Genomic DNA, 13,638 nt, shown 5'->3' with positions numbered 1-13,638 from the left:
GAATTCGAGGAGGACGTACGGTGAGCCAGAGCCAGGACCAGCAGGCGTTGAGCTACCCGCTTTCCAGAGAAGGGGCGCTGGAGCCGCCGGCGGAGTGGGCGCGGCTGCGGCAGGAGTGCCCGGTCGCGCGGGTGACGCTGCCCAGCGGGGACGAGGCGTCGCTGCTCACGCGCTACGCGGATGTCAAGCAGGTGCTGTCCGACCCGCGCTTCACCCGGCAGCTGAGCGCCGACGACGCGGCCCGGATCTCCGACAGCGAGTCGGGCGGCGTGTTCAACAGCGAGATGGCGACGGCGCTCCCGCAGAGCGGCGAGGGTCATCTGCTGTGGCGGCGGATGATCACCAAGTGGTTCACGGCCAAGCGGATGAACGCGCTGCGGCCGGGGATCGAGGCGATGGCCGAGCAGCTCATCGACGACATGGTGCGGCAGGGTCAACCGGCGGATCTCAAGGCGAGCCTGGGCTTCCCGCTGCCGGTCTGGGTGATCTGCGACATGCTCGGGGTCCCCGACTCGGACCGCGACAGGTTCTCCTACTGGTCCGACTCCCTGCTCAACCTGACCCGCTACACGCAGGCGGAGACCGAGGCGGCGCAGGCCGAGTTCGTGGCGTACATGGCCGGCCACATCGCCGCCAAGCGCGAGGAGCCGGGCGACGACCTGCTCAGCGAGCTCATCACGGGCACCGACGCCGAGGGCGGCAAGATGTCCGACGCGGCGCTGGTGGCCACCGGCATGGGCCTGCTGGTCGCCGGGCACGAGACCACCGCGAACATGATCGCGAAGATGATGGCCATGCTGCTGACCGACCGGAGCCGCTGGGAGCGGCTGCTGGCCGATCGGTCGCTGGTCCGCACCACGGTGGAGGAGGCCCTGCGCTTCGACGCCAACCTCGGGTTCGGGATGCCGCGCTACATCGGCGAGGAGGTCGAGGTCGGCGGCACCCTCCTGCCGCGCGGCACCACGGTGCTGTGCGACATGGCCGCGGCCAACCGGGACGAGAGCGCGTTCGACGGGGCCGGCGAGATGGACCTCAGCCGCAGCCCGAACCCGCACCTGGCCTTCGGCGCCGGGGCTCATTCGTGCCTCGGCCAGCCGCTGGCCCGTACCGAGCTGCAGGCGGTGCTCGACGTGCTGTTGCGCAAGCTGCCCTCCCTGGAGCTCGCCGTCACGGCCGGGGAACTGCGCCGGGTCGAAGGGCTCGTCGTCGGCGGACTGAGCGAGCTTCCAGTACGGTGGTGACCTGATGGAGAGAACCGCCCGGGCCGAGCGCGTGAGCGCGACGCGAGAGCAGATCCTGACGGCGGCGGAGCGGCTGTTCGCCGAGCACGGGGTCTTCGCCGTGTCCAACCGCCAGGTCAGCGAGGCCGCCGGCCAGGGCAACACGGCGGCGGTCGGTTACCACTTCGGCACCAAGGCGGATCTCGTACGCGCCATCGTGCGCAAGCACACCGAGCCGATGGAGCGGCTGCGCCTGCGGATGCTGGCCGAGACGGCCGGCTCCACGGACGCGCGGGACTGGGTGGGCTGCCTGTTGCGCCCGATCACCGAGCACCTGGGCGCTTTGGGAAACCCCACCTGGTTCGCCCGGTTCAGCGCCCAGGTGATGACCGATCCCGCACTGCGCGAGATCATGATCGAGGAGACGATCAGCTCGCCGTCCCTGCGCCAGGCGATCGACGGGCTCAACCGGTGTCTTCCCGACCTGCCGCTGGAGGTACGCCTCGAACGCGGTGACATGGCGCGTCAGCTGATGGTGCACATGATCGCCGAGCGCGAGCGCGCGCTCGCCGAAGGCACCTCCACACCCCGGTCCAGCTGGCACGACGCCGCGACCGGGCTGATCGACGCGATCGTCGGTCTCTGGCTGGCTCCGGTCACGCCCCGCTCGTAACCGCTGGACCGTTCAGGCAAGGCTCACCGCACCTGAACGGTCCAGTGACGTGCGGTACTTAGTCCGATCTGAGGCGAAAGCTGTTTGATCGTGCGTAATTAGGCCCTCCTCGATCGGCGTAAGCCGGGTTACATTCACGTTAATTTGCCCTCTCTTATCCCCCTGAGCAGAACGAAGGGAGAGGCATGAGAACGAGAACCGCGCTCGCCGCCCTGACCGCTGCGGCGATCCTCATGCCGGCCGCCGCCGCCAACGCCACCGGGACCGTCGCTGTCACTGAGACCGTGGGCATCGCGGCTCCGCCGCCCGACAGCCAGTTCCAGAAGGTGACGCTGAACGACAATCCGGGTGAGCCCATGGACCTGGCGGTGTTACCAGATTCGAGGGTCCTGCACACCACCCGGCCCGGTGTGGTCTGGTTGCACGATCCGAAGACCGGTCTCAACACGGAGGCCGCCCGGCTAAACGTCTATCGGCACGACGAGGAGGGACTGCAGAGCATCGCCCTCAGCCCTGGCTTCGGCAAGGGCTCCAAAGCCGACGACTGGGTCTACCTCTACTACTCCCCGCCGCTCAACACTCCCATCGACGACCCGGCGACGCCGGACTTCAACGAGGGCGACGCCCCGGTCACCGGCACACCGGCGGACTTCGCGCCGTTCAACGGGCTGATCAGGCTGTCCCGCTTCCGCTTCACCGGCACCACGATCGACCTCCGTACCGAGCAGCGCATCCTCGACGTGCCGGTCAACCGCGGCATCTGCTGCCACGTCGGCGGGGACATCGTCTTCGACGCCGACGGCAACCTCTACCTGTCCACCGGCGACGACACGAACCCGTTCTCCTCCGACGGCTACAACCCCATCGACGAGCGGCCCGACCACAACCCCGCCTTCGACGCCCAGCGCAGCGCCGGCAACACCAACGACCTGCGCGGCAAGGTCCTTCGCATCAAGGTCCGCGCCGACGGGTCCTACACGATTCCGCGCGGCAACCTGTTCCCGCCCGGCATGGCGCGCACCCGGCCGGAGATCTACGCGATGGGCCTGCGCAATCCCTTCCGCATCGAGCTCAACCGGTCCACGGGCGAGCTCTACGTCGCCGACTACTCGCCCGACGCGCGGGAGGCCGATCCCCAGCGCGGCCCGTCGGGGACCGGCAAGTGGACGGTGATCCGCAAGGCCGGTAACTACGGCTGGCCGTACTGTGCGACGGCGCGGCTCCCGTACGTCGACTACGACTTCGCGACCGGTACGTCAGGCGCGGCGTTCAACTGCGCCGCGCCGGTCAACGAGTCGCCGCACAACACCGGCCTGCGCGCGCTGCCACCGGTGACGCAGCCGAACGTGTGGTACTCCTACGGGGCTTCAGCGGAGTTCCCGCAGCTGGGCACCGGCGGCATCGGGCCGATGGCCGGTCCGGCGTACCACTTCGACCCGCGTAACACGCGCGGCCGGACTGCCGTGGGGTGGCCGAAGTACTTCGACGGCGTTCCGCTCTTCTACGAGTGGACCCGCGACTACGTCAAGGCGTTCCACCGTGACGGGCGGATCGAGGACGTGCTGCCCTCGTTCGTCTTCGACAACCCGATGGACATGGAGTTCGGCCCTGATGGCGCGCTCTACGTGCTGGAGTACGGCGACGGCTACTTCCAGGAGAACCCGGACGCCCAGCTCGCGCGCTACGACTACATCGGCAACACCGGCAACCACACTCCCGTCCCGGCCGCCGCCGGCTCGCCGACCGACGGCCACGCGCCCCTGACCGTCCGCTTCACCAGCGCGGGTACGACCGACCCTGACGGCGACAGGCTCCGCTACGCCTGGGACTTCGACGCCGACGGCAAGGTCGACTCCCGCAGCCCCGAGGCGTCGTACACCTACCAGAAGAACGGCCTCTACAACGCCACGCTCAAGGTCACCGACACCGCCGGCATGTCCGCGGCGACATCGGTACGGATCGTGGTCGGCAACGCCGCGCCGGTCGTGGAGCTGATCCGGCCCGCCGAAGGGCAGGCGTTCCACTTCGGCGACGTCGTCGAGTTCGAGGTGCGGGTCACCGACGACCAGCCGGTGGACTGCGCCAAGGTGACCGTGGACTACATCCTCGGCCACGACGACCACGGCCACCCGCAGACCACGGCCCGCGGCTGCACGGGCTCCATCCAGACCACCTTGCCGAGCGGACACGATCCGGAGACCGACCATCTCACCGGCGTCTTCGTCGCCGGCTACACCGACCCCGGCGGCACCGACCTGCCCCCGCTGACCGGCAGCGACCAGGTCGTCCTCCAGCCCACACGTTAGGAGTTCCCCCATGTGCTACGGCTACGGTCCCAGCAGGCGCTCCCTGCTCGCCGCGGGCCTCGGACTCGGGGCGGCCGCGCTGGCCGCCGCTTCGCCCGCCGCCGCGGCGACGCCGCCGCACCACTCCGGCGGGGAGCGCATCCCGCCGAACCAGATCAGCATCCAGCTCTGGACGGTACGCGACGACCTCGCCCAGAACTACGATGCCACGCTCACCTACCTGGCCGAGACCGGCTACCCGAAGGTCGAGCTGGCGCTCGGCTACTTCGGTCGTACCGCCCAGCAGCTGCGCCAGTTCCTCGATGGGATCGGCATCCGGGCCAGCTCCAGCCACGACGGCCTCACCACCGACCAGGCCGGTCTGGACACGAAGATCTCCAACGCGCTGACCCTCGGCCAGTCCTTCATGGTCGTGCCCTACCTGAACTCCACCAGCGAGGACGAGTGGAAGGCGTGGGCCGAGCGCATGAACGTCGAGGCGCGGGCCGCCCGCTCGGCCGGGCTGCGCTACGGCTACCACAACCACGCCCACGAGTTCACCACCGACCTCGGCGGCGGTAAGACGCCCTGGGACGTGCTCACCGCCGAGCTCGATCCGCATCTGGTCCACCTGGAGATCGACCTCTATTGGGCGGTCACCGGCGGCGTCGGGCGCGGGGCCCCCGATCCGGTGCGCTTCGCGCTCGACGTCATCCGCAGGGCGCCGCAGCGGGTGCTGCAGTTCCACGTCAAGGATCGAGCGCCCGACGGCGACATGGCCGACCTCGGCACCGGGACCATCGACTTCCGGCGCATCTTCGACAAGCACCGCGTGTTGGAGTACATCGTGGAGAACGACACTCCCGATGTGACTCCCCGGCGTACCGCCGAGGTCGGATATCGCTACCTGCGGAAAGTGAGGTTCTAGGGGTCTGTTGCCGGGCGCCCAGGTTCTTGGGCGCCCGGCTCCTTGGGCGTTCGGGTTTTTTGTTCGGGCGTCCGGGTCAGGCGGCGATCTCGGTCAGTGAGCGGTCGCGGGTGCGGACGCCCAGCCGGATGATGCCGGCGGCGATCACCAGCAGCCCCACCAGGACGAACGACGCCGGCCGCGCGCCGAAGCCGGTCAGGATGGGCAGCACCACGAAGGGGGTGACCGCACCGCCCAGATGCCCGACTCCGTCAGCGATGGCCGACGCCGTGCCCCGTGCCCGCGTGGGGAACACCTCCGCCGTGTAGGTGTAGGCAGGGGTCGCCATGAAGGCGATGCCGAACGAGCTGAACAGGGCACCGACGGTGGCGACCGCCTCGCCCATGTCCAGGGTGATGAGCAGCAGGGAGGCCGCGAAGACCAGCGTGCCGATGATGACCATGGTGCGGCGTTCCATCCGCTCCACCAGTAGGACGGCCGCGACGGTGGAGACCAGCGGCATGGCCCGGGTGAGCACGCTGACGAGGACCGCGTCGGAGGTCGAGATGCCGATGCCCTCAAGGATGAGCGGCAGGTAGCTGGCGTAGCCGTACATGGCAATGTAGAAGATGAACCAGAAACCCAGCACGATCAGCATGCGACCCAGGTACGGCGCCTTGAAGAGGGCGCGGGCCGGCACCGTCTCTTCAGCTGGAGCGGGCTCCTGTTCGAGCGTGCCCTCGGCCGGGACGGCGCCGCCCGGGGGCAGGCCGACACGGGCCTCCATCTCACGGACGATGCGGTCGGCCTCGTCGGCCCGGCCCATCGCCACCAGCCAGCGCGGCGACTCCACCAGCGCGTGCCTGCCGACCAGCGGCAGCACCAGGAGCACCAGGCCGCCGAAGGCCAGCAGGTAGCGCCACCCGTCGGGGGAGGCGCCCAGGACCAGCAGCGAGGCGAACCCGATCGCCAGCAGCAGCACCGTGCCCACCATGTACAGGCGCGACAGGTAGCCGCCGCGCTGGTTCTTGGGCGCCAGCTCGCCGATGTAGGCCGAGCACAGCGCGAGCACCGCCCCCATCCCGCACCCGGTCAGGAACCGGAAGAAGGTCAGCGACCACACGTCCCACGAGAACGCCGTGAGGAACCCGCCGATACCGAGCGCCAGGATGGTCAGCGCCAGGCCCTTCTGCCGGCCGTGCCGGTCCGCGATGTGCCCGAACGCGTACGCGCCGATGCAGTAACCGACGAGGTTCCACGTGATCGGGTAACCCAGCTCGGCCCCGGCCAGCCCGAACGCGCTGCGCATCGAGGGCAGCGTGATGGTCAGGACGGAGATGTCGTAGTTGGCGAAGAAGAAGCAGAGCATGAGCGCGAGCCAGGCCGCGCGGCTGAGCCCGACTTTCGGCATGGCGTCGATGCGGGCGTCCACACTGCGGGCGTTCACGCCGCGAGTGGGTACGGGCGGTTCCGGGGCGGGCGAGTCGAGGGGCGTCTGAGACATGGCGGCCTCCTTGGAATGGGGCAACGGAGCACGAGCTGGGAGGCGCTCTCCTGCGGTTTCCAGGACATGAGCTTCTGAGACATGAGCAATGAGCGGACATGAAGCGGTGAGCGGTCCGCGCCGGCGGGATGGGGGCTGTGACAGGGCTCACGTAGAGGTGGTGCTGGGAACCGTAGGCAGGTCCCGGCGGTGGCGACCATCGCGGTTTGGCGCATGTGCACATGCGCGAAAACGCAACGAAGGGGACGCCCTAAAGGGTGAGTGCCTGCCCGGCCCACTCCTGGCGCAGCGCGTGGACGAGCCGGCGTACGACGTCGTCCTGTTCCGCCCGCGACCGGTGCCAGGCCACGCCGAGCAAGAATTCCAGGTCGTCGCGGAGCGGGACGATCACGAAGGCCGGGTCGTCGAAGACCCGGGCGGCGCCGCCGTTGCGCGGGTCGAGCGTCAGCGTGACGCCGTGGCTGCGGCGGATGTGGCTGGCCAGCATGACGGAGTCGTTGTCCGGCATCTCGTGGAGCGAGGTGATGCCGGCGCTCTTCAGCCGCCGGTGCAGCCGGTCCATCGCCAAGGGCTGGGGCGTGAGCGGGCCGACGGTCAAGATCCGGTCCGTGAGATCCCGCAACGTCAGCTCGCCGGCGGCGGCCAGCGGATCGTCGGCCCGCATCGCCGCCGAGAACACGTAGCGGGCCACGACGAGACTGTCCAGTTCGGGCCGGTCCAACGGGAGGTGGACCAGGGCCGCGTCGAGCTCGCCGCGCTCCAGCGCCGGCAGGAGCCCGGCGGACGGCGCCGCCGTCGCGTCCACCGCGAAGGAGGGGAACGTCTGCTCGGCCACCGCCAAGAACCGGTCCATCACGGCCGGCGGGCACAGGTGCGTGCCGCCCACGCGCACCACCCGGCTCCTGGTGCCGGACGCCTCCCGGAGCACGTCCTTGAGGCCGTCGACCTGCTCCAGGATGCCGCGTACCCGCTCGACCAGGACCGCCCCGCCCGCGGTGAGCTCCACCTGGTGGTAGCGGCGGACGAACAGCTCGACCCCCAGCTCGCGCTCAAGGTCCTTGACGGCGCGGCTGACCGGTGACGGAGTCAGATGCAGCCGCTCCGCCGCGCGACCGAAGTGAAGCTCCTCGGCGACGGCGAGAAAGCATCGCAGCTGCTGTACGTCCATGAGCGGGAGTCTGTGGCGGGCCGTCGCCGCGCGTCAACCGGCATGTTCCGTTTCGCGCTGGTTACCACGGGGTTGGCCGCCGGACGCGGTCATGTTGCCGATTGGGACGCGTAGCACGTTGCCGATTCGGACGTTTTCAGACTGAAAACTGGGTGGCATCCTCACGGTTGTAGGAAACCTGTTCGCAACAATCCTGGCGAGCTGCCATGAACCGCTGCTCAAGGGCCGGGATCCCTCCGCCGCGACAGGTCATGTCCGGCGTACTCGCGCATCCTTCACACCGTGGGGTGATTCACCATGCCCGCAGCCAGGGGCCTTCCCCTCGCCGGTCTTCGGGTCATCGACCTGGCCGACGGCAAGGCCGAGATGTGCGGCCGTTTCCTCGCCGACCTCGGCGCCGACGTCATCCGCGTCGAGCCGCCCGGCGGCGCGCCGACCCGTCACCGGGAGCCCGTCCACGACGGCGTGAGCCTCTACTTCGCCACGCACAACGCCAACAAGCGCGGCGTCACCCTGAACCTGCGCGACTCCGCCGGCCGTGACCGGCTGCTCGACCTGGCCGCCGGGGCGGACTTCCTCATCGAGACCGAACGCCCAGGTACCCTCGACGGCCTCGGTCTCGGCGCGGACGCGCTGCTCGCCCGCAACCCGGCACTGGTCGTCGTCTCAATCACCGACTTCGGGCAGACCGGCCCATACCGGGACTGGGTCGGCACCGACTGGACGCACATGGCGCTCGGCGGGGTGCTGTCGCGCTCCGGCATCCCGGGCCGCGAGCCGGTCATGCCGCCCGGCCCGCTGGCCTACGAGTCGGCGGCCATCCAGGCCGCGTGGGCGGGCCTGCTGGCGTACCTGAACCGGCTCGACACCGGCCGCGGCGACCACGTCGACTGCTCGGTGTACGAGATGACCGCCCAGGTCCTGGACCCGGGCTTCGGCATGGGCGGCTCGGCCACCGGCGGGGTCCCGGCCACCCGGCTGCCGCGCGGCCGTCCGCAGGCGGGCGACCTGTACCCGATCTTCCCGTGCGCCGATGGATACGTCCGGATCTGCGTGCTGGCCAAACGGCAGTGGCGCGGGATGTTCGGCTGGCTGGGGGAGCCTGAGGAGTTCGCCGACCCCAAGTACGACAGCATGGGCGCCCGATTCGGAGCCGCTGAGCGGCTGCGCGTCCTCATGGGAGAGCTGTTCAGGGACCGGACCAGGGACGAGCTCGTGGCCCAGGGCCAGGAGCGCGGCGTGCCGATCGCGGCACTGCTCGACCCCGGCGAGGTGCTCGACAGCCCGCACTTCCGCGCGCGGGGCAGCCTGCTGGACGCCGAGGTCGCCCCGGGGCTGACCGGCCGCGTGCCGTCCGGGTACGTGGAGGTGAACGGGGTACGGGCCGGGTTCCGGCACCGGGCCCCCGAGCCGGGGGAGCACGACGACGAGATCTTCGCCGCGGTGACGCCCGGCAAGCCGGTCACTTCCGGCACGGCCCTCGATAGGCCGGTCACCACCGACTCGGCCGAGGGCGTGACGCGGCGGCCCCTCGACGGGCTTCGGGTGCTGGACCTGGGTGTCATCGTGGTCGGTGCGGAGCTGGGCCGGCTGCTCGCCGACCAGGGCGCCGAGGTCATCAAGATCGAGAGCCGCGCCTACCCCGACGGCAGCCGCCAGTCGCTCGGCGACGAGGTCATCAGTGTCGGCTTCGCCTGGGGCCACCGCAACAAGCTCAGCGCCGGGATCAACCTCCGCTCGCCCGAGGGCCTGGACCTCTTCAAGCGGCTCGCCGCCGACTCCGACGTCATCCTGTCCAACTTCAAGCCGGGCACGCTGGAGTCGCTGGGTCTCGGCTACGACGTCATCAGCGAGCTGAACCCCAAGATCATCATGGCCGACAGCAGCGCTCTGGGCCCGACCGGGCCGTGGAGCAGGCGCATGGGCTACGGCCCGCTCGTCCGCGCCTCCGCCGGGCTGACCGGGCTCTGGCGGGACACCGAGGTCGAGGCCGGGTTCTGCGACGGCATCACCATCTATCCCGACCACATCGCCGCGCGGGTCGGCGCCGTCGCCGTGCTCGCCGCGCTCATCGAGCGGCGGCGTACCGGGAAGGGCGGCACGGTCAGCGTCGCCCAGGCCGAGACGATCCTCACTCAGCTGTCCACCGGTTTCCTGCGCGAATCACTGGAACCCGGCTCGTTCACCGCCCACGGCAACAGCGGCGAGTGGGACGCGCCCCAGGGGGTCTACCCGTGCGCGGGCGACGACGAGTGGTGCGTGGTGAGCGTCGACGGCGACGAGCAGTGGCGGCGCTTGTGCGAGGTGATCGGCCGCGCCGACCTGAGCACCGACGCGCGGCTGGCCGCCGCCGCGGGTCGCCGCGCGCACCGCGACCTCGTGGACGCGGCCGTGACCGAGTGGACGGCCGCCACCCCGCCGGGAGCGGTCATGGAGCGGCTGCAGGAGGCCGGGGTGCCCGCCGGGATGATGCGGCGGGTCATCGAGTATCTGGACGACCCCCAGCTCACCGCCCGTGGGTTCCTGCGGGAGATGCGCCATCCGTACATCGAGCACGCCCTGCGTACCGAGAACGCCCCGGCCACCTTCCGTGGGGTCGCCGACCCCGAGCTGCGCCCCGCGCCGCTGGCGGGGGAGCACACGCGGCTGGTGGCCGCCAAGCTGCTCGGCCTGGCCGAGTCCGAGATCCAGGCGCTCATCGACGAGGGCGTGCTGGAAGAAGCAACCGTACAGAGTAAATGAAGGAGTCGACCATGGGTGAGCCCGCCGCGCTCGTCGAGCGCCGCGACCACATCGTGTTGATCACATTGAACCGGCCCGAGGTCCGCAACGCCGTGAACGCGGAGCTGACCCGCGCCGTCGGTGAGGCTCTCGACGAGGCCGACGCGGACGCGTCGGTCCGGGCCGTGGTGCTGACGGGGGCGGGGGACAAGGCGTTCTGCGCCGGTGCCGACCTGAAGGCGGTGGCCCGCGGGGAGTTCTCCACCGAAGGGCTCAAGCCGCACTGGGGCTTCGCCGGATGTGTCACGCATCCCATCGCCAAGCCGGTCATCGCCGCCGTCAACGGGTTCGCGCTCGGCGGCGGCACCGAGATCGCCCTGTGGGCCGACCTGGTGGTGGCCGCCGAGACCGCCGCGTTCGGGCTGCCGGAGGTCAAGCGCGGGATCCTCGCGGGCGCGGGCGGCGCGTTCCGGCTGGCCGCGCAGTTGCCCACGAAGGTCGCCATGGAGATCCTGCTGACCGGTGAGCCCGTCACCGCCGCCGAGGCCCTGCGGCTCGGCCTGGTCAACCGGGTCGTACCGCGGGCCGAGCTGCTGACCGCCGCGTTCGCCCTGGCCGAGACGGTCAGCGCGAACGCCCCGCTGTCCGTGCAGGCCAGCAAGCGGATCGCGCGCGGCATCTCCGACGGCACCATCCCGTCCGAGCAGGCCGCCTGGGAGCGGACCGCCGCCGAGAGCGCCGCGCTCATGCGGTCGGCGGATGCCAAGGAGGGGCCACGCGCCTTCGCCGAGAAGCGCGCCCCGGTTTGGGAGGGACGATGAACCACACGTCGGTCATCGCCGGTCTCGGCATCACCGAGATGGGCAAGGTCTATGGCCGGAGCGCGCCGGAGTTCGCCGCCGACGCCGTACGGCTCGCCGCCGCCGACGCCGGTCTCGACCTGCGCCAGGTGGACGGCCTGCTGACCAACACCGGCCTCACCGCCGACGTCGGCCTGAGCCTCCAGCGGGACCTGGGGCTGCGCGAGCTGCGCCTGCTGTCGGAGGTGCAGGCGTACGGCTCGTCGGCCGGCGCCATGGTCCAGTACGCCGCCATGGCCGTCGCCTCCGGCATGGCCGACGTCGTGGCCTGCGTCTTCGCCGACGCACCGCTCAAGGACAAGGCGTCCGGGGGCGGCGCGGCCTACGCCGGCGCGGGCCGCAGACTGGCCGGCTGGCAGGGCCTGACCGCGGCCTCCGGGATCTACAGCGCCAACACCATGTACGCGCTGGCCGCACGCAGGCACATGCAGAAGTACGGGACGACCAGCGAGCAACTGGGGCACATAGCCGTCGCGCAGCGCGCCTGGGCGGCCAGGAACCCCCTGGCCCAGATGCGGACTCCGATCACCATCGAGGACCACCAGAGCTCCCGGTGGATCGCCGAGCCGTTCCACCTCCTCGACTGCTGCCTGGTCAGCAACGGCGGCGTCGCGGTCATCGTCACCTCCGCCGACCGGGCCGCCGACCTCGCCCAGCCCGCCGTGCACATCCGCGGCTGGGGACAGGCGCATCCGGGGTACGTCATGGGCAGGGACAGCGAGTTCGGCCTGGTCAGCGGCGCCGCTCTGTCGGGGCCGACGGCGCTGAAGATGGCCGGGGTGTCGATCGACGACATCGACGTCGCCGAGCTGTACGACTGCTACACCTACACCGCGCTCATCTCCCTGGAGGACTACGGCTTCTGCGCCAAGGGCGAGGGTGGCCCCTTCGTCGCCAGCGGCGTACTGGGACCGGAGGGGACGCTGGCCGTCAATACCGGCGGCGGCCAGCTCTCCTCCTATTACATGTGGGGGATGACCCCGCTGTCGGAGGCCGTCATCCAGGCCCGCGGCCAGGGCGGCGACCGGCAGGCCCCGCGCAACGACATGGTGCTGGTCAGCGGCAACGGCGGCGTACTCGACCACCACTCCACCCTCATCCTCAGCCCGCACGCGCGATAGGAGCATGCCGATGCCCGTGGGAATCGTCCACCGAGACGCGGCCACCGCCGAGTTCTTCGACGGCACCGCGCGCGGCGAACTGTTGATCCGGCACTGCGATCAGTGCGGCGGCTTCTCCGCTCCGCAGGCGCGTACGTGCCCGAGGTGCGGCTCACCCGAGCTGTCCTGGACGGCCGCCTCCGGCACGGGGTCGGTGGTGAGCTGGTCGGTGGTGCACACCAAGGGCGCGCCGCCGACCGTGGTCGCGATCGTCGAGCTGGAGGAGGAGCCGTGGCTGCAGCTCCAGATCACCGGTGCCGCGCCCGAGGAGGTGTACGCCGGCCTGCCGGTCCGCGTCGCCTTCGAGCACCCCGAGGGCGGCGAAGCGGTCCCCGTCTCCCGCCCGGCCGCAGGGTCGGGCTGAGGAGTCACACCAATACCGCGCCACCGGCGATGTCGACGATGACGCCGGTGATCCAGCTCGAGTCGTCGGAGGCGAGGAAGAGCGCGGCCCGGGCGACGTCCTCGGACGTGCCGAGCCGCCGCAGCGGGTGCGACTCGGCCAGCGAGCGCTGGACGTCGGCCGGTATCCACTGCTGATTCGTGTCGGTGAGGATCGTCTCCGGGGCGAGGCAGTTGGCCCGGATGCCGAACGGACCCACCTGGGCGGCCAGATCCTGGGTGAACAGCTGCACACCGGCCTTCGCCGCGGCGTACGCGACGATCGTCCGTTCGCTCGGCTTGCGCCCGGCCGCCGAGGACAGGGTGATGATGTTGCCGCTCCGGCGCTCCTTCATACCGGGCAGGAAGCACTTGACGGTCAGGAAGGTGCCGGTCAGGTTCCGGTCGATGTCGGCCCGCCAGCTCTCCTCCGTGATGTCCTCGATGGGTACGGGGCGGCTGTCCGAGCTACCGGCGTTGGCGACCAGCACGTCGACGCGGCCGTAGCGCTCGAGGATCTGCTCGCGGATCCGGTCGAGGTCGGCGGCGACGGTGACGTCTCCGGTCACGCTGATGGCCTCGCCGCCGAGGTCGTCGACGCGCGCCCGGACCGCGGCGAGCGCGGCCTCGTCGCGGCCGTGCAGCACGACTCGGGCGCCGGCCTGCGCGAACGCGGTCGCGATGTCCGCCCCGATCCCTCGGGAGCTGCCGGTGACCAGGGCGACCCGGTCCTTGAGATGGCTCATCATTCCTCCGGGG

At 70.7% G+C, this 13,638-nt stretch carries 11 protein-coding genes; 8 read left to right on the top strand and 3 right to left on the bottom strand.

From position 1 onward, the window contains the following. Positions 1-20 precede the first annotated feature (20 nt). The 4 genes from ACGFJ2_RS17600 to ACGFJ2_RS17585 all read left to right on the top strand — a co-directional run bounded on the left by ACGFJ2_RS17600 (position 21) and on the right by ACGFJ2_RS17585 (position 5,106). Positions 21-1,241 (top strand): cytochrome P450, encoded by a 1,221-nt coding sequence (locus ACGFJ2_RS17600; RefSeq protein ID WP_393469304.1) that lies wholly within the window; start codon positions 21-23, stop codon positions 1,239-1,241. Positions 1,242-1,245: 4 nt separating this feature from the next. Further along, the gene (locus ACGFJ2_RS17595; protein ID WP_357952307.1) at positions 1,246-1,893 is read left to right on the top strand and encodes a TetR/AcrR family transcriptional regulator; all 648 of its coding nucleotides are present in this window, start codon (positions 1,246-1,248) and stop codon (positions 1,891-1,893) included. Positions 1,894-2,078: 185 nt separating this feature from the next. Next, positions 2,079-4,199: a PQQ-dependent sugar dehydrogenase gene (locus ACGFJ2_RS17590; RefSeq protein WP_393469300.1), complete on the top strand. Its 2,121-nt coding sequence runs from the start codon at positions 2,079-2,081 to the stop codon at positions 4,197-4,199. 10 nt (positions 4,200-4,209) lie between these two features. Then, a complete protein-coding gene (locus tag ACGFJ2_RS17585; RefSeq protein WP_357952309.1) occupies positions 4,210-5,106 on the top strand; it encodes a sugar phosphate isomerase/epimerase in 897 nt (298 codons plus the stop codon). 76 nt (positions 5,107-5,182) lie between these two features. Here ACGFJ2_RS17585 and ACGFJ2_RS17580 read toward each other — a convergent pair whose 3' ends face one another. Further along, positions 5,183-6,589 carry an MFS transporter gene (locus tag ACGFJ2_RS17580; RefSeq protein ID WP_393469297.1) on the bottom strand — a complete coding sequence of 469 codons (1,407 nt, stop codon included), beginning with the start codon at positions 6,587-6,589 and terminating at the stop codon, positions 5,183-5,185. A gap of 250 nt (positions 6,590-6,839) precedes the next feature. Continuing rightward, positions 6,840-7,757, bottom strand: a complete 918-nt coding sequence (locus ACGFJ2_RS17575) for a LysR family transcriptional regulator (RefSeq protein ID WP_393469295.1) — start codon at positions 7,755-7,757, stop codon at positions 6,840-6,842. Between the two features lie 297 nt (positions 7,758-8,054). On the opposite strand from ACGFJ2_RS17575, the gene ACGFJ2_RS17570 reads away from it, so the two are divergent. The 4 genes from ACGFJ2_RS17570 to ACGFJ2_RS17555 are packed head-to-tail and all read left to right on the top strand — an operon-like array spanning position 8,055 to position 12,862. Continuing rightward, positions 8,055-10,499, top strand: coding sequence for a CaiB/BaiF CoA transferase family protein (locus ACGFJ2_RS17570; RefSeq protein WP_393469292.1), 2,445 nt, complete (start codon positions 8,055-8,057; stop codon positions 10,497-10,499). 11 nt (positions 10,500-10,510) lie between these two features. Next, entirely contained in the window at positions 10,511-11,299 is a 789-nt protein-coding gene (locus ACGFJ2_RS17565) for a crotonase/enoyl-CoA hydratase family protein (RefSeq protein ID WP_393469289.1), read from the top strand. Continuing rightward, positions 11,296-12,459 carry a thiolase family protein gene (locus ACGFJ2_RS17560; RefSeq protein WP_393469286.1) on the top strand — a complete coding sequence of 388 codons (1,164 nt, stop codon included), beginning with the start codon at positions 11,296-11,298 and terminating at the stop codon, positions 12,457-12,459. Before ACGFJ2_RS17565 ends, ACGFJ2_RS17560 begins: the two co-directional genes overlap by 4 nt. A gap of 10 nt (positions 12,460-12,469) precedes the next feature. After that, positions 12,470-12,862: a Zn-ribbon domain-containing OB-fold protein gene (locus ACGFJ2_RS17555; protein WP_393469283.1), complete on the top strand. Its 393-nt coding sequence runs from the start codon at positions 12,470-12,472 to the stop codon at positions 12,860-12,862. Between the two features lie 4 nt (positions 12,863-12,866). Here ACGFJ2_RS17555 and ACGFJ2_RS17550 read toward each other — a convergent pair whose 3' ends face one another. Further along, a complete protein-coding gene (locus tag ACGFJ2_RS17550; protein WP_393469280.1) occupies positions 12,867-13,628 on the bottom strand; it encodes an SDR family NAD(P)-dependent oxidoreductase in 762 nt (253 codons plus the stop codon). Between the last annotated feature and the right edge of the window lie 10 nt (positions 13,629-13,638).

Source organism: Nonomuraea sp. NPDC049028 (assembly GCF_043197735.1).
Classification (GTDB): Bacteria; Actinomycetota; Actinomycetes; order Streptosporangiales; family Streptosporangiaceae; genus Nonomuraea.
Note: the sequence above shows the minus strand (reverse complement) of the source record. Positions and strands in the feature narration are given on the sequence as shown.

Bases quoted from the DNA above. Each gene is read 5' to 3' on its own strand.
- ACGFJ2_RS17595 (WP_357952307.1), top strand. From the start codon at position 1,246: ATGGAGAGAACCGCCCGGGCCGAGCGCGTGAGCGCGACGCGAGAGCAG.
- ACGFJ2_RS17590 (WP_393469300.1), top strand. From the start codon at position 2,079: ATGAGAACGAGAACCGCGCTCGCCGCCCTGACCGCTGCGGCGATCCTC.
- ACGFJ2_RS17585 (WP_357952309.1), top strand. From the start codon at position 4,210: ATGTGCTACGGCTACGGTCCCAGCAGGCGCTCCCTGCTCGCCGCGGGC.
- ACGFJ2_RS17580 (WP_393469297.1), bottom strand. From the start codon at position 6,589: ATGTCTCAGACGCCCCTCGACTCGCCCGCCCCGGAACCGCCCGTACCC.
- ACGFJ2_RS17575 (WP_393469295.1), bottom strand. From the start codon at position 7,757: ATGGACGTACAGCAGCTGCGATGCTTTCTCGCCGTCGCCGAGGAGCTT.
- ACGFJ2_RS17570 (WP_393469292.1), top strand. From the start codon at position 8,055: ATGCCCGCAGCCAGGGGCCTTCCCCTCGCCGGTCTTCGGGTCATCGAC.
- ACGFJ2_RS17565 (WP_393469289.1), top strand. From the start codon at position 10,511: ATGGGTGAGCCCGCCGCGCTCGTCGAGCGCCGCGACCACATCGTGTTG.
- ACGFJ2_RS17560 (WP_393469286.1), top strand. From the start codon at position 11,296: ATGAACCACACGTCGGTCATCGCCGGTCTCGGCATCACCGAGATGGGC.
- ACGFJ2_RS17555 (WP_393469283.1), top strand. From the start codon at position 12,470: ATGCCCGTGGGAATCGTCCACCGAGACGCGGCCACCGCCGAGTTCTTC.
- ACGFJ2_RS17550 (WP_393469280.1), bottom strand. From the start codon at position 13,628: ATGATGAGCCATCTCAAGGACCGGGTCGCCCTGGTCACCGGCAGCTCC.